The sequence below is a fragment of the Sphingomonas sp. genome, assembly GCF_023266535.1.
GTDB lineage: Bacteria > Pseudomonadota > Alphaproteobacteria > Sphingomonadales > Sphingomonadaceae > Sphingomicrobium.
This window is the reverse complement of the sequence record NZ_JAHFPY010000004.1, coordinates 38,331-56,334: the sequence shown is the minus strand read 5'-3', so window position 1 is coordinate 56,334 and position 18,004 is coordinate 38,331. Positions and strand designations below refer to the sequence as shown.

General features: G+C 64.7%; 20 protein-coding genes, 1 tRNA gene and 1 pseudogene. 10 read left to right on the top strand and 12 right to left on the bottom strand.

Annotation, left to right across the window (positions count from 1 at the left end; all coding sequences use genetic code 11):
- Positions 1-414: pseudogene (locus Q0C64_RS01110) on the bottom strand (class I poly(R)-hydroxyalkanoic acid synthase); the annotation flags it as partial.
- A gap of 110 nt (positions 415-524) precedes the next feature.
- On the opposite strand from Q0C64_RS01110, the gene Q0C64_RS01105 reads away from it, so the two are divergent.
- On the top strand, positions 525-1,145 hold the full coding sequence (locus Q0C64_RS01105) for a trimeric intracellular cation channel family protein (protein WP_294120224.1): 621 nt from the start codon (positions 525-527) through the stop codon (positions 1,143-1,145).
- Between the two features lie 38 nt (positions 1,146-1,183).
- On the top strand, positions 1,184-2,362 hold the full coding sequence (locus Q0C64_RS01100; protein ID WP_294120223.1) for an LL-diaminopimelate aminotransferase: 1,179 nt from the start codon (positions 1,184-1,186) through the stop codon (positions 2,360-2,362).
- On the opposite strand, the gene Q0C64_RS01095 is transcribed toward Q0C64_RS01100, so the two are convergent.
- Complete coding sequence (locus Q0C64_RS01095) at positions 2,359-3,186, bottom strand: hypothetical protein (protein ID WP_294120222.1); 828 nt, start codon at positions 3,184-3,186, stop codon at positions 2,359-2,361. The two genes, Q0C64_RS01100 and Q0C64_RS01095, sit on opposite strands and share 4 nt — an antisense overlap.
- 196 nt (positions 3,187-3,382) lie before the next feature.
- On the opposite strand from Q0C64_RS01095, the gene Q0C64_RS01090 reads away from it, so the two are divergent.
- Together Q0C64_RS01090 and Q0C64_RS01085 are read left to right on the top strand one after the other, a co-directional pair.
- Positions 3,383-3,961 (top strand): L,D-transpeptidase family protein, encoded by a 579-nt coding sequence (locus Q0C64_RS01090; protein WP_294120221.1) that lies wholly within the window; start codon positions 3,383-3,385, stop codon positions 3,959-3,961.
- A gap of 35 nt (positions 3,962-3,996) precedes the next feature.
- Complete coding sequence (locus Q0C64_RS01085) at positions 3,997-4,485, top strand: DUF2721 domain-containing protein (RefSeq protein WP_294120220.1); 489 nt, start codon at positions 3,997-3,999, stop codon at positions 4,483-4,485.
- 10 nt (positions 4,486-4,495) lie between these two features.
- Here the strand turns inward: Q0C64_RS01085 and Q0C64_RS01080 are convergent, their stop codons facing one another.
- On the bottom strand, positions 4,496-4,708 hold the full coding sequence (locus tag Q0C64_RS01080) for a hypothetical protein (RefSeq protein ID WP_294120219.1): 213 nt from the start codon (positions 4,706-4,708) through the stop codon (positions 4,496-4,498).
- Positions 4,709-4,937: 229 nt separating this feature from the next.
- Between Q0C64_RS01080 and glpX the strand changes: the two genes are divergently transcribed.
- The 6 genes from glpX (at position 4,938) to Q0C64_RS01050 (ending at position 10,456) form a co-directional block, all read left to right on the top strand.
- Complete coding sequence (glpX, locus tag Q0C64_RS01075; protein WP_294120218.1) at positions 4,938-5,912, top strand: class II fructose-bisphosphatase; 975 nt, start codon at positions 4,938-4,940, stop codon at positions 5,910-5,912.
- Positions 5,913-5,940: 28 nt separating this feature from the next.
- The gene (locus Q0C64_RS01070) at positions 5,941-6,429 is read left to right on the top strand and encodes a PH domain-containing protein (RefSeq protein ID WP_294120217.1); all 489 of its coding nucleotides are present in this window, start codon (positions 5,941-5,943) and stop codon (positions 6,427-6,429) included.
- Entirely contained in the window at positions 6,426-7,916 is a 1,491-nt protein-coding gene (locus tag Q0C64_RS01065; protein ID WP_294120215.1) for a PH domain-containing protein, read from the top strand. The genes Q0C64_RS01070 and Q0C64_RS01065 overlap by 4 nt, the downstream gene beginning before the upstream one ends.
- On the top strand, positions 7,913-9,667 hold the full coding sequence (recJ, locus tag Q0C64_RS01060; protein WP_294120214.1) for a single-stranded-DNA-specific exonuclease RecJ: 1,755 nt from the start codon (positions 7,913-7,915) through the stop codon (positions 9,665-9,667). Before Q0C64_RS01065 ends, recJ begins: the two co-directional genes overlap by 4 nt.
- Before the next feature lie 45 nt (positions 9,668-9,712).
- Positions 9,713-9,787 (top strand) — tRNA-Glu (locus tag Q0C64_RS01055).
- Between the two features lie 138 nt (positions 9,788-9,925).
- Entirely contained in the window at positions 9,926-10,456 is a 531-nt protein-coding gene (locus Q0C64_RS01050; RefSeq protein WP_294120213.1) for a hypothetical protein, read from the top strand.
- Between the two features lie 28 nt (positions 10,457-10,484).
- On the opposite strand, the gene Q0C64_RS01045 is transcribed toward Q0C64_RS01050, so the two are convergent.
- The 9 genes from Q0C64_RS01045 to Q0C64_RS01005 form a co-directional block, all read right to left on the bottom strand.
- A complete protein-coding gene (locus tag Q0C64_RS01045; RefSeq protein WP_294120212.1) occupies positions 10,485-11,192 on the bottom strand; it encodes an SDR family oxidoreductase in 708 nt (235 codons plus the stop codon).
- The gene (locus Q0C64_RS01040) at positions 11,179-12,681 is read right to left on the bottom strand and encodes a hypothetical protein (RefSeq protein WP_294120211.1); all 1,503 of its coding nucleotides are present in this window, start codon (positions 12,679-12,681) and stop codon (positions 11,179-11,181) included. The genes Q0C64_RS01045 and Q0C64_RS01040 overlap by 14 nt, the downstream gene beginning before the upstream one ends.
- 7 nt (positions 12,682-12,688) lie before the next feature.
- Positions 12,689-12,862: a hypothetical protein gene (locus Q0C64_RS01035; protein ID WP_294120210.1), complete on the bottom strand. Its 174-nt coding sequence runs from the start codon at positions 12,860-12,862 to the stop codon at positions 12,689-12,691.
- Positions 12,859-13,371, bottom strand: a complete 513-nt coding sequence (locus Q0C64_RS01030; protein ID WP_294120209.1) for a DUF302 domain-containing protein — start codon at positions 13,369-13,371, stop codon at positions 12,859-12,861. Before Q0C64_RS01030 ends, Q0C64_RS01035 begins: the two co-directional genes overlap by 4 nt.
- A 66-nt stretch (positions 13,372-13,437) precedes the next feature.
- A complete protein-coding gene (locus Q0C64_RS01025) occupies positions 13,438-13,908 on the bottom strand; it encodes a RidA family protein (protein ID WP_294120208.1) in 471 nt (156 codons plus the stop codon).
- A 36-nt stretch (positions 13,909-13,944) separates the two neighbouring features.
- Positions 13,945-14,526, bottom strand: coding sequence for an NAD(P)H-dependent oxidoreductase (locus Q0C64_RS01020; protein WP_294120206.1), 582 nt, complete (start codon positions 14,524-14,526; stop codon positions 13,945-13,947).
- Complete coding sequence (locus Q0C64_RS01015; protein WP_294120205.1) at positions 14,523-15,671, bottom strand: patatin-like phospholipase family protein; 1,149 nt, start codon at positions 15,669-15,671, stop codon at positions 14,523-14,525. Before Q0C64_RS01015 ends, Q0C64_RS01020 begins: the two co-directional genes overlap by 4 nt.
- A gap of 11 nt (positions 15,672-15,682) precedes the next feature.
- Positions 15,683-16,960: an NAD(P)/FAD-dependent oxidoreductase gene (locus Q0C64_RS01010; RefSeq protein ID WP_294120204.1), complete on the bottom strand. Its 1,278-nt coding sequence runs from the start codon at positions 16,958-16,960 to the stop codon at positions 15,683-15,685.
- Between the two features lies 1 nt (position 16,961).
- Complete coding sequence (locus Q0C64_RS01005) at positions 16,962-17,786, bottom strand: 3-hydroxybutyrate dehydrogenase (RefSeq protein ID WP_294120203.1); 825 nt, start codon at positions 17,784-17,786, stop codon at positions 16,962-16,964.
- Positions 17,787-18,004: the final 218 nt, after the last annotated feature.

The window sequence follows — 18,004 nt, the reverse complement described above, 5'->3', positions numbered from 1 at the left end:
GAAGCGCAGCCGGTCGCGCGCGCTATCGTCCAGCCCCTCAATTTCCTCGACCGTGCCGAGCAACTTGTCGCTGATCGCCAGATAACTTTGCCGGACCGTGTCGAAGATCGGGTTGTCGCGCCATTCGGGCGAGGCGAAGCGGCGATCCTTCTGCTCGCCGGCCGCCGAATATTGGCCGAGCATCTGGCTCCAGGCCTCCATCCCTTTCGACCAGGCGTCCGCGCCGGCCGTCATCCACGCCATCGGATCTTTGTTGGCGTGCGATACCGGCAGGCCGAAGCCGGGCATCGACTTGCCCTGCGCCAGATTGTCGGCCCAGGCCTCCATGATCATCTGGTTGGCCCGCGCCATGACCAGCGCCCAATGCTGCCAGTCCTCGAGGCCCGGAACGGTGGTGGTCGTATCGTCGGTCATGAGGACACAATAGCCGTTCGTGCTGAGCCTGTCGAAGCATCGTCCTTCTTTTCGGTTCAAGGGAAGTGCGGCCCTTCGACAAGCTCAGGGCGAACCGTTAGGGGAGCGCAATGAAGCCGCCGATGCTCCTCCCCGATGCGCTGGTGATGCTCGACTATGTCGGCATCGCAGTGTTCGCCGTGTCGGGCGCGTTGCTGGCGGCGGAAAAGAAGCAGACGCTGGTCACCTTTATCTTCTTCGCGGTGGTCACCGGCGTCGGTGGCGGCACCGTCCGCGACCTGCTGATCGGAGCCCCGGTGTTCTGGGTGCACACCAACGCCACGCTGCTAATCTGCATCGGTGCGGCGCTCGGCGTGTGGTTCCTGTCGCGGCGGGTGATCGCTGAAAGGGCCTTGCTGTGGTTCGACGCCGTCGGCCTGGCGGCCTACGCAACCTACGGCGCGTCGAAAGCGCTGCGCTACGGCGTCGCCCCGGTCCCGGCCTTCGCCATGGGCGTCATCACCGCCTGCGTCGGCGGCATCATCCGTGACGTGCTGGCCAATGAACCGTCGATCCTGATGCGTCCGGAGCTATACGTCACCGCAGCCGCCCTCGCCTCTGGGTTATTCGTGATCCTGGCGCTGTTCGGAGCGCCACCGGCGCTGGCTGCGCTGGTAGCCGGACTAGCTGCCTTTAGCCTCCGCGGCGCGGCGATTGCCCGCGGCCTGTCGCTTCCGGCTTACAACAGATAGGCTTGCCGCACTGCAGCATTATCGGCCATGTTGCTGCGATGTCCGACGAATTCTACCGCATCCAGCGCCTGCCGCCCTACGTCTTCGCCGAAGTCAATGCGATGAAGGCCGCGGCGCGAGCACGGGGCGAGGACATCGTCGACCTCGGCATGGGCAATCCCGATGGCGCGCCGCCGAAACATGTCATCGACAAGCTGGCCGAGGTGGCGGCCAAGCCGACCGCGCACCGCTATTCGGCGTCGAAAGGTATTCCCGGCCTGAGGAGAGCCCAGGCGGCCTATTATCAGCGCCGCTTCGGGGTCGAGCTCGACCCGGACCGTGAAGTGATCGTCACGCTGGGATCCAAGGAAGGGCTGGCCAACCTCGCCCAGGCCATCACCGCGCCGGGCGACGTCGTGCTGACCCCCAACCCCAGCTACCCGATCCATCATTTCGGCTTCATCATCGCCGGCGCATCGATCCGGTCGATCCCGGCGGTCCCCGGCCCCGACTTTTTCGAGCGGCTGGAACGGGCCATGCGCTACACCGTGCCCCGGCCCAAGGTGCTGGTGATCGGCTATCCCAGCAATCCGACGGCGCAGGTGGTCGATCTCGATTTCTACCGGCAGCTGGTCGAGTTCGCCCGCGCCGAGGGCCTGTGGCTGATCTCCGATCTGGCCTATGCTGAAATCTACTTCGGGGACACGCCGACGCCGTCGATCCTCCAGGTGCCTGGGGCGAAGGAGGTAGCGGTTGAATTCACCTCGATGTCCAAGACCTATTCGATGGCCGGCTGGCGGATGGGATTCGCGGTCGGCAACGAGAAGCTGGTCGGCGCGCTGACTCGGGTGAAAAGCTACCTCGATTATGGCGCCTTCACCCCGATTCAGGCCGCGGCGGTCGCCGCCCTCAATGGCCCGCAGGACTGCGTCGAGGCCAATCGCCAGCTCTACAGGAAGCGCCGCGACGTGATGGTCGAGTGCTTCGGCCGGGCCGGCTGGGACATCCCGGTGCCAATGGCCAGCATGTTCGCCTGGGCGCCGATCCCGGAAGCTTTCCGGCACCTGGGCAGCGTCGAATTCTCCAAGCAGCTGCTGACCGAGGCCCATGTCGCGGTCGCGCCGGGCGTCGGCTTCGGCGAGGAAGGCGAAGGCTTTGTCCGCCTTGCGCTGGTCGAGAATGAGCAGCGCCTCCGCCAGGCGGCGCGCGGCGTGAAGAAGATGTTGTCTGGGGCCTAGCCGACGCCCATGATTTGCCGCGCGGTGGCGTGCCACCATGGCGTGTCCCACGCCGTATGCACGAAGATCGCGAACGACAGGTTCACCGCCAGCCAGATCCAGTAGGCCTCATGAATGCGGCGGTTGCGGATCACGTCCCACAGCAACATCGGCGTAATCATCAGGAATGTGTAGAGATCCGGGGTCAGCGCGCTGGCCGGCATGGTGGTCGGTAGCCAGGTGATGCGATCGACGCTGGCCGGGATGGCCATCACCGTCGCCAGGATCATCATCCGCTTGTGCATCCCGGCGTTGGTCCCGCGCGCCTTGAGCCCGATCGCCAGGAACAGCGGGAACAGGATGCCGATGCGCATTTGCAGCAGCAGGATGTCGTCAAGCACCGGGACCCGCGCCTGCAACTGTTCGCGGATGCCCGGCGGGGCGTGCAGTGAGCCTTCCCACACCTGGTGATACATGGTCGGCGCGAGAATGAAGCCGACAATCACCAGCAGCGGGGCCAGCACCATGCCGAGGGCGCCAAGCCGCATATGCTGCGCACGGCGGCCGGTCGCCATCAGCCAGGTCTGGGTGAACAGCAGCAGCAGGAACGAGCCCATCAGCACGGCGTGCATGTGCAGCACGATCGGGAACGGCGGCCGCTGCCCGGCCTGCACCGCCGCGATCTTGCCCAGCGAATCCGGAATGAATCCGGCCAGCGTGACGACAATGAAGCTCGCCGCCGTGAAGACGTAAATCCACCGGTCGATGGCGTGAGCCCGCGGCGTGCCCGAAAGGACATCCACTTCCCGCCCGGTACCGCCGAAATTCTCTGCAACCGTCGCCATCGCTATCCCCTGCAAGTCGACGACCGGACCGTAGCACAGGCGGGAATGAAGTCGAACGGTTAACCAAAGTGAGGGTTATCGGCGAGGCGAGCGGATGGAACGTTCGACCGCCCTTATCGGTTAACCGCCCCAACTTGTGCTTGGCGCTATGCTCATGCACTTGATTGGCAACAGATTTTACAGGCGGAAGCAGGGAATGATCAAAATTCGTACGCTTATTGTGGCCAGCGCGCTGGCGCTGTTGGCCGGCTGTTCGGTCACTCCGCCGCCGACCCAGCCCCGGATCGTGGAACCTGTGTTCGCTCCGCCGCAGACGAATTACCGCTGGACCAACGGTTTCTCCGCGTCCGGTTTCGAGGCGATGCACAAGATGCTCGGCCGCACGTCGCTGCGGCCGGCCGAATTTCACTGGGCGCCCAATTTCCCCGCCGACGGCGATGTCGCCATCACCATCGATACTGCCAACCAGGTCGCTTTCGTGTTCAAGGGCTCGCAGCTGATCGGCGTGACCAACATCTCGACCGGCAAGCAGGGGCACCCGACGCCGCTCGGCTTCTGGACGATCAACTGGAAGCGGCCGATGTACCGGTCGAAAAAATATGACAACGCGCCGATGCCGTTCATGCAGAATATCGACGACAAGGGCATTGCCCTCCATGGCGGCGTGACGCCGGGTTACCCTGCGAGCCACGGCTGCATTCGCCTGCCAATGGCCTTCGCCAAGCAGCTTTATGAGCTGACCAAGCCTGGCAACAAGGTCGTCATCGAGGGCTAGTGCCAAGCGTCCTCCGGTAGGGCATAGAGGCGCGCATGACAGCGGCCTCCCTCATTCCCCACACGCCCGGCCTTACCCAACTGGCCCAGATCATCCAGTTGGCGGTGGCGCCGGTGTTCCTGCTGGCCGGGCTCGGCGCGTTCCTCAACGTCTGCGCCGGCCGCCTGGCGCGGATCGTCGATCGCATCCGCAAGCTCGAGCCGCGCATCCTCGACAGTCGCGGCGAGGAGCATGAACGCATGCTGCGCGAGGTCAGGCTGCTCGACCGCCGCAGCCGCATCGTCAGCAGCGCCATCTTCACCACCGTGCTCGCCGCGCTGCTGATTTCGGCGGTGGTGATCCTGCTGTTCCTGGCGTTCCTGACCGGTTACCGCTTCGGCACCGCGATCGCCTTGCTGTTCATCGCCGCGATGGCCTGCACCGGCCTCGGCTTCGCCATCTTCCTCCACGAAACCAGGCTCGGTATTCGCGCCATCCAGGTCCGCGCGCACATTCTCGACCATCAGGCCGACGACGGCGATTGAAGCTCGCAGCCTAGCGGCGCGCCATCCCGGAGCTAAGGAAGCGAGAAGCCGAGCCGCCGAACAGGCCGCCAACCAGGCCGGTTATCGCGGCCGTGCTGGCAACTTCAGCGATCGGCCCATTGATGCCGAGCAAAGCCCACAGGATTGCCGCGACAATCGCGCCCGCAGGATAAGGACAAGGCTTGCACCCCGTCGGCGGATATTTCTCCGGGTCATAGGCCATGATGGCGCCGCCACCCCAACCAGCCAAAGCCGCAACCAAATATGCAAGTGAGCCCGCATCCATCATGGCACTCTCCCTCAAATGGAAGACGCACTGGATTCGGCGACGCCCTTTCTAGCAGTCTTGCCTCTATTACGCGCGACATTTCTGCGTGGAGGCGCGCCTCGACACATTCGCTGGCGCAGCTTATCGGCAGCGCCAACGATTCTTGCCGGGAAGCAGCTTAGTTATGGTCAGTGCCAGCCACGTTCTCGATCGCGTCCTCGTCCTCGAAATGGTCCGGGTGACCGAGGCGGCGGCAATTGCCGCTTCGAAATGGATCGGCCGCGGCGATAATGACGCCGCCGACGCCGCCGCGGTCGAGGCCATGCGCCATGCGCTCAACGAGCTGCCGATGGACGGCACGGTGGTCATCGGCGAAGGCGAGCGCGACGAAGCGCCGATGCTCTACATCGGCGAAAAGGTGGGCAGCGCGCAGGGCGACGGGCCGGCGATCGACATTGCGCTCGACCCGCTCGAGGGAACCACCCTCACCGCCAACGCCGGGCCCAATGCGCTGGCGGTACTTGCCATCGCCGAGCAGGGCTGCCTCCTCAACGCGCCCGACGTCTACATGGAGAAGATCGCGATCGGCCCGGGTTGCCCGGCCGGCACGATCAGCCTGGCAAAGTCCGTCACCGAAAACGTTCGCGCCCTGGCGGCGGCCAAGAATGTGGCGCCGAACGAGATTGTCGCCTGCGTTCTCGATCGCCCGCGCCACCAGGCGATCATCGATGAGCTGCGGGCGCTCGGCTGCGGCATCAAGCTGATCCCCGACGGCGACGTCGCCGGTGTGATCGCCACCACCGATCCCGACACCGGCATCGACATTTACCTCGGCACCGGCGGCGCGCCGGAAGGCGTGCTGGCGGCGGCGGCGCTGCGCTGCGTCGGCGGGCAGATGGAAGGACGCCTGCTGTTCCGCAACGACGATGAGCGCGGCCGCGCCCACCGCTGGGGCATCGACGACCTCGACCGCATTTATTCGATGGAAGACATGGCCAAGGGCGACTGCATCTTTGCCGCCAGCGGCGTGACCGATGGTTCGCTGCTGAGCGGCGTCAAGCGCACCAAGGGCGGCAGCATCACCACCGAAAGCATCGTCATGCGGGCCAGCACCGGGACCGTGCGCCGCGTTTCGACGGAATATCACAAGCCCTTGTGAGCCATCTGGCGCCCTGTATCATCGGCGCATGACAGCTCTCGCCATTCCCGCCGACCTCCAGCCGGTCGAACCTGCCTATCGCCAGGCATTGCAAATGAAGGCGGCGGTATTCTGGGTGCCGATGTTCCTCGTCGCGCTGGCTGTTGACCGCATCGCCCTGGTGGAGACGCCCGTCCCTCCCCTGCTGCTGCCGCTGCTGGTTGCGTTGATTGCATTTCTTGCAATCGTCATTGCCCCCAATCGTGTCTATCGCCGGCTCGGCTATGCCATTGACGGGCGGCTGCTGAGGACCGTGCGCGGCTGGTTGTTCCACACCGACACCATCGTTCCATTCGTCCGGGTCCAGCATATCGACGTGACCCGCGGGCCGATCGACAAGCTGTTCGGCACGGCCAGCCTGGTCGTCCACACCGCCGGGACGCACAACAGCCTGGTCGTCCTGCCCGGCCTGGCGCCCGACCGCGCCGCCGAGATCCGCGAGGCGATCCGCTCCGAAATCCGCGCTGACGCGGAATGAGTGAGGCGATCGCGCTTGGCGGATTGCAGGACGACCTCGGCCCGCCCGAGCGGCTCCATCCGCTCTATTTGCTGACCGGGCTGAGCCAGACGCTGAAGGGCATTTGGGGCTTGGTCGCGGGCGGCGCCTATTTCGCCGCCCAAGGCCAATGGTGGATTGCGGCGCTGATGGTTGCCGGCTTCGCGCTTTTCTCGTTCGTCCAGCTGTTCATCCGCTGGAGCAAGCTCGAATATCGCGTCGGTGCGCACGAGATCCGCATCGACAGCGGGTTCCTTCACCGCACCAGCCGCGCAATCCCGTTCGACCGGGTGACCGATGTCGACATCGAGCAGGGGCCGGTCCAGCGCCTGCTTGGCCTCGCCAAGGTCAAGCTCGAGACCGGCGCGTCGGCCGGCAGCAAGGAAGAGGAAGGCGTCCTCCACACCATCGCGCTGGCCCGCGCCGAAGCGCTGCGCGAGCATATCCGTGCCCGCAAGGGATTTGCGGCCGTGCCCACGCAAGTAACCGCCGAGGCCAAGCCGGATCGGCCCGCCCTCTACGCAATGGACACGCGCCGGGTGCTGACGGGCGGCCTGTTCAACTTCTCACTGGCAGTGATCGCCGGCCTGTTCGGCGCGACCCAGACGATCGGCCAGCCGCTCGGAATCGATCCGTTCGATCAGCGATTCTGGATCGACCTCCTCGCCCGGTCCGGACCGTTGCAGGCGCTGGTGCTGGCGCACCAGATTGCCACGGTTCTGGCCGGTTCCCTGCTCCTCATCCTGATCGGAATCGGCACTGGCCTGATCCGTACCATGTTGCGCGAACATGGCTTCCGGCTCGACCGGACCGAGACCGGATTTCGCCGCCGGCGCGGACTGCTGACCCTGACCGATGTGACCATTCCGGCCAAGCGGGCGCAGGCAGCAATCCTGGCTACCGGCCCGATCCGTCATCATTTTGGCTGGTGGGAGCTGAAGCTGCAAAGCCTGTCGCAGGACGGCGGCAAGGGTGACCATGTGGTCGCACCGCTGGCGCGCCCCGAAGAGGCGGCGGCAATATTGACGTCGCTGGGCTGGCGAATCGCGCCTACCGATGCGGCATGGCGTCCCGTCTCCATGGCCTATGTGACGATCCACCTGATATCACTGGTGCCGGTCGCCATCGCGACCGTCGCGGCGTCGATTACGCTGGGACCGATCGGATTGCTCGGACTTGCCTTCGGTGCGGCCATGATCGGGCTGCGCTGGGCAAGCTGGCGGCACACAAGATACGCGCTCGAGGACGGCTCGCTGTTTGTCGAAACCGGATGGTGGCGTCAGCACCGCAACGTCATCCCAATCCGCAAGATCCAGAGCATCGACCTCAGCGAGAGCTGGTGGACGAGGCTGTTCGGTATCTGCTCGCTCCGGCTCGGCGTAGCCGGCGGCACCGGTTTTTCAAACCATCAGGTCCCGGCACTCACTCGGCCCGCCGCCGAGACGCTGCGCGCGGAGTTGCTGTCATGACCTCCACCTTCGCCTGCGGAGTCGAGCGGAGCCTGACCGGGCAGCCGTGGCGCTGGCGCCGGGCCGGCGGGGACGAGCTTGGCCGCGACCTCACCGATCAGCTGCTGCTGGCACGCGGGGTTGAGGAGGCCGACCTGGCGCGCCACCGCACGCCGACCATCCGCGATTTCCTGCCCGACCCATCCGAGTTCAAGGATATGGACAAGGCCGCCGCTAGGCTGGCGGATGCGGTCGAGAGTGGCGAGAGTATCGCCATCTTCGGCGACTATGACGTCGATGGCGCGACCTCGGCCGCGCTGCTGACCTTGCTGCTCCGCCGGCTCGGCGTGGAGCCGATGGTCTACATCCCCGACCGGCTGATGGAGGGTTATGGCCCGTCGGGCGCGGCCCTGGTCGAGCTGAAGCGGCGCGGCGCCACTTTGGCCATCACCGTCGATTGCGGGGCGCAGGCGTTCGACGCGCTCAAGGAAGCGGCCGATGCTGGCCTCGAGGTGATCGTCTGCGACCATCATCAGTGCGCGAGCCTGCTGCCCGTCACCTTCGCCCTGATCAATCCCAACCGGCTCGACGAAGGTGAAATTGGCGCCGCGCATGGCCATGTCGCCGCGGTCGGCATGGCCTTCCTGCTGGGCGTCGCGCTGCTGCGCGAGCTGAGGCAACGCGGCCGCTTTGACGACCAGCCGGAGCCCAAGCTTATCGACCTGCTCGATATTGTGGCGCTTGGAACGGTGGCCGATGTCGCGCGGCTCAAGACGCTCAATCGCGCCTTTGTCACCCAAGGCCTCAAGGTGATGTCCGAGCGCCGCAATATCGGCCTCAATGCGCTGGCCGAGGCGGCGCGGCTGGTAAAACCGCCGACCGCACGCGATCTCGGCTTCGCCCTCGGCCCCCGGATCAACGCCGGCGGGCGGGTCGGCAAGTCCGATCTTGGCGTCAGGCTGCTGACCTCGACCGACCCGGAAGAAGCGCGGACTATCGCCGCGGAGCTCGACCGCTTGAACGAGGAGCGGCGGGCAATCGAGATGCTGGTCACCGAACAGGCCGGCGAGGCTGCCAATGCCCAGGCCGGCGGCTCGCTGATCATGGTCTCGGGCCGCGGCTGGCATCCCGGCGTGATCGGGATTGTCGCCAGCCGGCTGAAGGAGCGGTTCGGCCGTCCGGCGATCGTCATCGCCGAGGAGGAGGACGGCACCGGCAAGGGCTCCGGACGATCGATCTCGGGTGTCGACCTCGGCGCCGCCGTGCTGGCCGCCAAGGATAGCGGATTGCTGGTCGCCGGTGGCGGCCATGCCATGGCCGCGGGGCTGACGGTCGCACCCGGCGGCATCGAAGCGCTGCGAGCCTTCCTGCATGACAGGATGGCCGCCGACGTCGAGGCAGCGCTTGGGGGCCGTGCGCTGCTGCTGGACGCACTGCTGGCCCCTGGCGGCGTCACCGCCAGCCTGTGCGACGCGCTCGATGCCGCGGGTCCCTATGGCGCCGGCTGGCCCGCGCCGCGGGTGGCTGCCGGCCCGGCGAGGCTGATGCGCCCCGGCATCGTCGGCAACGGGCATGTCCGGGCGATTGCCTGCGGCGACGACGGTAAATCGTTCAAGCTGATCGCCTTCCGCGCTGTTGAAACCGAGCTGGGCCAGGCGCTGCTCTCATCGCCCGCCGACAAGCGCTGGTGGCTGGCCGGGACGATCAAGCGCGACGAATGGAACGGCGGCAATGCGGCGGAAATGCACGTCGAGGATGCCGCTCCGGCTTGACCGAATCTGGAGCATCGCCTAGGCGCGCCACGCACCACGGCATGTGGCCCCTTCGTCTAGCGGTTAGGACGCGGCCCTTTCACGGCTGAAACACGGGTTCGATTCCCGTAGGGGTCACCAAAATCCAGGACTTTCCGGGGGAAAGCCTGGTTTCGGTGGCATCGACTCCCCTCGCACATCGAAATGATACGCGACCGGTATTGGAACCCGGGCAGTCGTCCATGGGAAAAGGCATCGTCGAACTGAAAGGAGTTCGCGATGGACCGGAAATCATCAATTCAAATGCTGAGCGAGATGAAGCTGTTCGCGAGCTTCACCGCAGCAGAGCAACGCTTTATTCGCAGGTCGCTGGACGTCGGCATGAACCGCGGCGATGCCAATTCATGGGCGCGCGGACCCGAAGAACTGCAGGCCATCGAATCGCAAGGGCGTCGCTACCGCTCCCTCGACCTCATCCGCGATTGCATCCCGGACGACATCGACCCGGATGGTACGGAATGCTTCATCGCGCCCCTCATCAACATTGCCGCCTCGGATCTGGCCGAAGGCAAGCTCGGCGATTTCGAGGCCTTCCAGTTTCTCTATGAGCGACTGCTAGGATCGGGCGTGCGCCCCTGGCTCATCAGCGTCTTTTGCGCGGCCGCCGCGTTGCCCTGTGTGCATCCCGAGCAGCGCAAGCAGCTGCTCCAGTCGATCCCGGTGCAAAGCGTCGTCGCGACCGGCTGGTCGATCCGCGCCCCGATCTTCATCCCGGAATGGGTCGAGAAGGTCCCCGAAGCGGTCAGCTAAGCTGTTCCGGCGCCCACGCCGGCGAAATCTAGACTGACCGGGTGATGCCGCCATCTATGCGGATGTTCTGGCCCGTGATGTAGCCTGCTCCGTCCGAAACAAGAAAAGCCACCGTCGCGGCAATTTCCTCACTGGTGCCGTAGCGCTTCATGGGAATTGTGTCGGTCTGGTCCTCGTCCACCGGAAGGCTGTCGATCCAGCCTGGCAGCAGGTTGTTCATGCGCACATTGTCGGCAGCATATTGGTCGGCGAACAGCTTTGTGTAGGCCGCCAGGCCCGCGCGTGCCACCGCCGACGTCGGCCACCTTGCGCTCGGTTCCATGACCCAAGCCGAGGAGATGTTGACGATCGCTCCGCCCTTCTGGGCGATCATGATGGGCGCAACCAGCCGGACTGCCCGAGCGACATTCAAGAAATAGGTATCGAGGCCCGCGTGCCACTCTTCGTCGCTGATCTGCAGCAGCGGTCCGCGAGGGCCATGACCGGCGCTGTTGACCAATGCGTCGATGCGGCCCCACTTCTCCATCGTTTCGTCAACCAGCCGCTTGAGGTCCTCGTTGGACCGGTTGGATCCAGTTACGCCAATGCCGCCAAGCTCCCTGGCGAGCGCCTCGCCCTTGCCCGAGGAAGACAATATGGCGACGTGGTAACCGTCGCGGGCCAGCCGCCGCGCGGCGGCCGCACCCATGCCCGACCCGGCCGCCGTGACTATTGCTACCTTCTTATCTTTCGTCATGCTTCTCTACCTTTTCCAATCGCTTTGAGAGCTCGGCTATCGACCGACTGAGGCCATTGATAATGCGACGCTGCCTGGCGTTTTCGATCTCGCGCTCGGCGACGAGAACCAAGGCTCGCTGCAACGGACGCACAATTTCGGCCAGCGCATCCAGATCATCCTTGCCGTAGAAGCTGCCATCGGGCCGCGGGCCGAGCAGCAGCCAGGCCCTGATCCGTCCGAGCGGACAGCGCATAGCCATCCGCAACGGGAATAGCGCACCATCATCGCGGTCAAACGGATCGGCCACGGTTGGCTCGTCCCATTGCTCGATCCAACGTTGGGCGGCGATTTTGGTGACGCCGCGGGCGCCAACCAGCCTGCCGTCGACCACCAAGGCGCTTCGCTCGGCGTGGACAGCGCCTTCGATCAGCGGGAGGACGGCCGCGCTCAGCTTGCTCACCGACGCGCTCAAGGATGGAGCGTCCAGCAAGTCAGGCAATGCGCTTTTCAAGCCGATCAAGTCGCGCTGGAAATATTGCTCGGCCCAGCCGCTGATCCGGCCATGTAGAGGCGTCAGCAACACGGCGGCGATGGCGGCGGCGATGCCGCCCGACAAATCGCCGATGCCTGATCCGAAATAACGTTGACCAACCGTTTGAATGATCGTCTCGCTTGCCGAGAAGGTCCCCACCAGCGCCAGGGTCAAGCCGGCATAGGCAGCCGAGCGGCTGATTGCCGTTTCCGCATCGTAGAGCCGGTAACGCAGCAAGGAGGTAAGAAAGCCCAGCGCGATGATCACAACGCCAAGTTGGAACATCGCCTCCAGCAGGATGTTTTGCGCCATCGACTTCGGCCCGCCCGGAAACAGCGCCGCGCCTGCCCGCGCCGACAGGATCAGCCCGATCCCCGTAACCAGGCCGAGGGCAATCCATTTAAACTGTTGCTGCTGTGTCAGGTCCAGCGAGCGGTAGCGATTGAGCAGGGACGCAAGAGCGGCGAGCACGCAAGCAACCGCAAGCGGCAGATAGGCTTGCGTCGCCAACAAGCCGGTCGCCTCGGCAACGCCAATGAAGAATATGGTGAAGATTGCGCCCGCGATCGGCGCCGTTCTCCGCATCTGCCATCGACCGTCCGGGAAGAACAGCAATCCAGTGGCGAATGGCAGGAAGCGCAAGCGATCGACCAGCAACCTCCAGTCAAACTGATTTGAAGGCGTGAAATCGCCGCTGCTGCTGATTGTCCACAGCAGGAAAGAAATGCCGAACAGTGCGGCCACGGGGTCGCGCGGCCGGCGCCTAAGCAGGATCCAGGCGACCGCGATCAGCACCGCCGACTTGGCCAGGCGGAGCGCGATGATCAGGCCGTTCGTGTTTGCATCCAGGGCGGAAGAACCAACGGCCAGGACTGCGGCCGCCAGCAGCAGCCACCATGTCAGCCGATAGGCAACGAAAAGCCTCCCGCCGAGAGGCGGGAGGCTATGCGTGCCGGCGGGGAGCGAGGCCGGCATCGGTGAACTATTGCATGCGGGAAGCGGCAGCGAGCTTCTGCAACGCGCATTCAACTTGCTTGGCCTGCTCCCACGCCGATTTGGAGTTGAACTCCTTGCGGTTGAGGTAGGGCAGGATGGCGACCAGGTCGCGGCGGTGAAGCACCGGCTTGCTGCCGATCGGGATGCTGAGGCTGATCATGGCTGTTTCCTTGTCGAGGAGGCGATCGAGGCGGCGACGTCGGTCGCCATGGCGATCTGCGCGTCGCGGTCGGTCAGCTGATAGCGATTGGCGACGAAGCGGAAGTCGGTCCAGCTAACCCAGATCGAACCGTCCTGGTCCTCGGTCACCAGCATGCGCACCGGCCAGTCGAGCCCGGCGAGCGGATTGGACTGGAGGAACTGGACGCCGAGCGGCGGATTGCCGAACAGCAACAGGGTCGAGCGGCCGATCGGCAAATTGGCGCCGGCGCCGAGCTTCTGCTGGTCAATCTCGTCAAAAAAGCGAATGCCCTTGGCGGCGATATCCGCCTTGATCCGGACGATGGTCTCGTCGAACGCATAGTCGCTGCGCTGCTTGATCACGCCGTCGGCCGGCGCGGTGGCTACCGGCGTTGCGGCTCTGGCCGGCAGCGCGGCAACTCCGGTCAGCGATCCGGCCGCCAGGACAATGGCGAAGATCGGTGCCAAATTCTTCTTCTTACGGCTCATCTCAACTCTCCTTTGGGACGGCTGAGATTGTGACGGTTTCAGGCGCTTCCGAAAAATCGCGAATGCCTATGGTTTCGATGCGTCGGCCGCATGTCGACGCCGCGCGACGAGCTTGATTTCAACCAGTCCGCGGTCGGGAACCAGCCGGTCGACGTCGATCGCGGTCCAGGCCGGAAATGGTCCGCGAATGTAGCGATGCTTGACCTTCTTGAACGCCTCGATCTGCGCCGGCAGATCAGTGTGAAAAGTGGTGATCTCCACCACGCCGTCGAAGCTCGATCCGGCACGTTTCAGCACATCCTCGAGTCGCTTGAAGGCGCGGTCATAAGCCGCTTCCTGGTCGGCCATCGTCTCATCGGGCCGCAGGCCCGCGACGACACCCGACAGCCAGACGCGGTCACCATCGATGACCGCGTCGGCATAGCCCCATTCGTCCAGCACCTGCTGGTTCTCCGCCTGGACGGGCACCACGACATTTTGAGGCAGGCGGGCGTATGGGGGTTCAGCTGCAGCGAGCGCGGCGATCATCATGAGCATTGGGCAGGCCCTTTTTTGAAGACAAAGACCTAAGACCTAATAGGGTGAGCCGCTCGCTCGCGCATCCTTGAGCGCATTGGCGTACCACAGGAACTCGTCGAGAAAGCGGTTGGCCGAGCGGTCGACGATCGGCTCGATCGCGACGCCATTCTCGTCGATCGCCTGGCCGATGCGCGGGATAGGAAGGATGCTCGGCACGCTCGACATGCCCAATTCGGCCAGGGTCATGCGTAGCTGCATTGCGGCGCGAACCCCGCCGAAGCCGCCGGCCGAATAGCAGACGATGCCCGACGGCCGCCAGAAATACTCCTCGAGGAAATGGTCGAGGAGGTTCTTGAGCGCCGGAGGAATGCCATGATTATATTCGCCGCTGACCACCAGGAAGCCGTCGGCCTTGCGGTAAATATCCGCAAGCATTTCGAGCGGTTCCGGCGCTTCGCCCTTGGGATGCTCCTTGTACATCCGGTCGAGCAGCGGCAGCTGCAGCTCCAGCGGGTCGACCAGGTCGACATGGTGGCCGCGCCGTTCGAGTTCACGGACAACGAGCGTGGCGGCGCGGCCTCCTACCCGGTCGCGCCGCACCGATCCCAGCAGGACGGCAACCCTGAGGCTGCTCATCGCCCGCCTGCGGCTGGCGTTTCGACCATCTGGCCGCCCTTGGCCTCATGCAGGATGAAGCCTTCAAGCTCGTCGACCGGCTTGCGCCAGGGTGCCTTGTCAAGCGTTTCCATCGTGTCGCGATAACCGGCCTCGCGGCGGCGGCGGATCCCTTCCGCGCTGAAGTCGATGTCCTTGCTATGGTCCTCATGGTCGAGCGCCGGGGCGAGCAGCCGGACGACATGCATCCGGGTCAGGCAGCCATAACTTTTGAGGTCCGCAAACAGATTGTTCTTGCGTTGGTCCTCCGGGACCAGCTTCGACAATTCGGCGATGATGTGGCGCATCCGGTGGAGCTGGCGCTGCCGCTGGATGTGCGACACCGCGCGGCTCGAATATTGCACGTCCTTCTGGCGGTTCATCACCTCCCAGATGGTCTCAGGCTCCTCGCCGTGCGGGTTCCAGATATGGACCGCAAACACCAGGCTGTCGCGGCGCGGATTGTCATCGAACACAACCTCAACCGGGGTGTTCGACAGGATGCCGCCATCCCAATAAAGCTCGCCATCGATCCGCACCGGCGGGAAACCGGGCGGAAGCGCACCCGATGCCAGCACATGGTCGATCGCCAGCGGCATGTCGCGGCTATCGAAGTAGCGCATCTCCGCCGTACGGACACAGGAAGCGCCGACCGTAATCCGCGTCCCGCCATGGTTGAGCTGCTCGAGGTCAACCAGTTCCTCGAGCGTGCGGCGAAGCGGATCGACCGAATAATAGCCCGCTGCTTCCGCACCGAGCTGCTGGTGTGGGCTTAGGAACGCCAGCGGATTGGGGCTGAAGAAGCTCGGCACGCCAGTCGTGATCGACATCAGGTTGCGGGTGGCCGATTCCATCCACGACGGCATGCCGAACGGTACAAACGCATCATTTTCGACGCGCGACCAGAAGTCGCACATCTTTTCGATGCGCTCGCTCGGCTTGCTGCCGGCGATCAGCGCGGCGTTGATCGCCCCGATCGAGGTGCCGATCACCCAGTCGGGCGCGACCCCTGCCTCGTGCAGCGCCTCATAGACGCCGACTTGGTAGGCCCCGAGCGCGCCGCCGCCCTGGAGGACGAGGACGGTCTGGCCAAGCGCCGAGACTTCCTTTTCGAGAGATTTCGTCATGATGGTCCCTTTCACGCCGCTTGGCGGCTTATGGATTCAGATTTTGATTTCACCGCCTCGCCGGTGATCAGGCGGGCACTTCGTTGGTAGGTGAGGTAGTTCCACAGCCAGTTGACGCCGACGGCGATGCGGCTGCGAAATCCGATCAGGAACCAGATGTGAGCGAAGGACCAGATGAGCCAGGCAATGAAGCCGCTCTGCTGGTGACGGCCCCAATCGATCACGGCCTTGCTGCGCCCGATGGTCGCGAGATTGCCAAAACTGCGGTACGTGAATGGGGTCGAACAGCGTCCAAGGATCTGGTCGGCTACGCAGCGGCCCTGTTGCTTGGCGACCGGAGCGATTGCCGGTAGCGCCTTGCCGTCCATGCCGGGCACATTCGCCGTGTCGCCAATGGCGAAGATCCGTTCGTGGTGCGGAACGCGAAGGTCCCGCTCGACGAAAATGCGCCCCTGCTTGTCATGTTCGGCGCCAAGCCATCGCGCCGCCGGGGAAGCCTGAACACCGGCTGCCCAAACCACGGTGTCGGCCGCGATGCGCTCTTGACCGGCGATCACCAGATCATCTTCGATTTCGCTGACCGGCGTGTTGACGAGGATTTCGACACCCAGGTCGCGAAGGGCCTGCTCCGCCGCCGCGGAGAGCTGCGGCGGGAAACCGGGCAGAACCCGGTCCCCGGCCTCAACCAGCACAACGCGTGAGCAGCGCGGCGTAATGCTGCGGAAGTCGCGTGAAACGGAGCGGCGCGCCAGCTCGGCGATTGCTCCGGCCATTTCCACGCCGGTCGGCCCGCCGCCGATGACGACAAAGGTCAGCAGCTGACGCCGGCGCCAGACGTTGGATTCGGTTTCAGCCAATTCCAGCGCCATCAGGACGCGACGGCGAATTTCCAGCGCGTCCTCGATGCTCTTGAGGCCGGGCGCATGCTTGGCCCAATGATCGTGGCCGAAGTAGCTGTGGCGCGCGCCGGTTGAGAGGATCAACCAATCGAAGTCGAGCGGCCCCGTCCGATCCAGCAAGATCTGATGGGAGCCCGCATCGATGCCGGTTACCTCATCGAGCAAGACCCGCACATTTGGCGCATCTGCGAAAATCGAGCGGATCGGGGCGGCGATGTCCGCCGGCGACAGTGCGGCCGTTGCTACTTGATAGAGCAACGGCTGGAACAGGTGGTGGTTGCGCCGGTCGACCAGAGTCACATCGACAGCCTTGCCGGCCAGCCGCTTGGCAGCGGCCAGCCCGCCGAAGCCGGCGCCTACAATGACGACTTTTGGCACCCTCTCGTTCATGTCAATGTGCCGTCCAGCCCCCGTCGACCGGGAGCGCGGTCCCGGTGATCGACGCGGCGCCGGGCCCGCACAGGAATACCGTTAGTGCGCCCATTTCTTCGACGGTGGCGAAGCGCTTGTTGGGTTGGGCGGCAAGCAGCACGTCGCGGATCACTTCGTCGCGACTAATTCCGCGCGCCTTGGCGGTATCGTCAATCTGGTTCTCGACCAGCGGCGTCCAGACATAGCCGGGGCAGATGGCGTTGCAGGTGATCCCATGCTCGGCGCCTTCCAGCGCGACGGTCTTGGTCAAGCCGACAACGCCATGCTTGGCGGCGACATAGGCACTCTTGAATGGCGATGCGACCAGGCCATGGGCCGACGCAACGTTTATGATCCGGCCAAAACCCTGCGCTTTCATCGACGCGAACGCGGCCCGAGTCGTGTGCCAGGCGGAGGAGAGATTCAACGCGATGATCGCGTCATACTTCTCGACCGGGAAATCCTCGATCGGGCTGACGTGCTGGATGCCGGCGTTGTTGACGAGGATGTCGACGCGGCCGAAATCGGCGATCGTCTTTTCGACCAACCGGCGCGCGTCGGCGCCGTCCATCAGGTTGGCGCCATTATATTCGACGCGGCCGAACAGGGCGCCGCTCTCGAGCTCGGCGCGAACACGCTCGATTTCCTGGGGATCACCGAGTCCGTTGATGACCACGTCCGAGCCCGCCTGGGCCAAAGCGCGTGCAATTCCGAGGCCGATTCCGCTGGTCGATCCGGTGACGATCGCCACCTTCCCGGCCAGGGGTCGGATATGGTCGCTGTGGTCCATGGTTTGCGGCTGCATCGTGCGTCTCCATTAAAAGGCAGGCGCTAAGGATGCCGGTCGCGGCGCACAGATGAAAATTCACTTTGTGCATCGACTCCATGCCTCCTCTCAATTTCACGGGCGGCTTCGCTTCATGCATTTTGAAAGTGCGTCGGGGGCTGGGCTCAACCGATGACGGCCGGGAACGACATAATGATCCTGCCCATCCAACGCCCGCCCACGGCGCCCATTTCGAA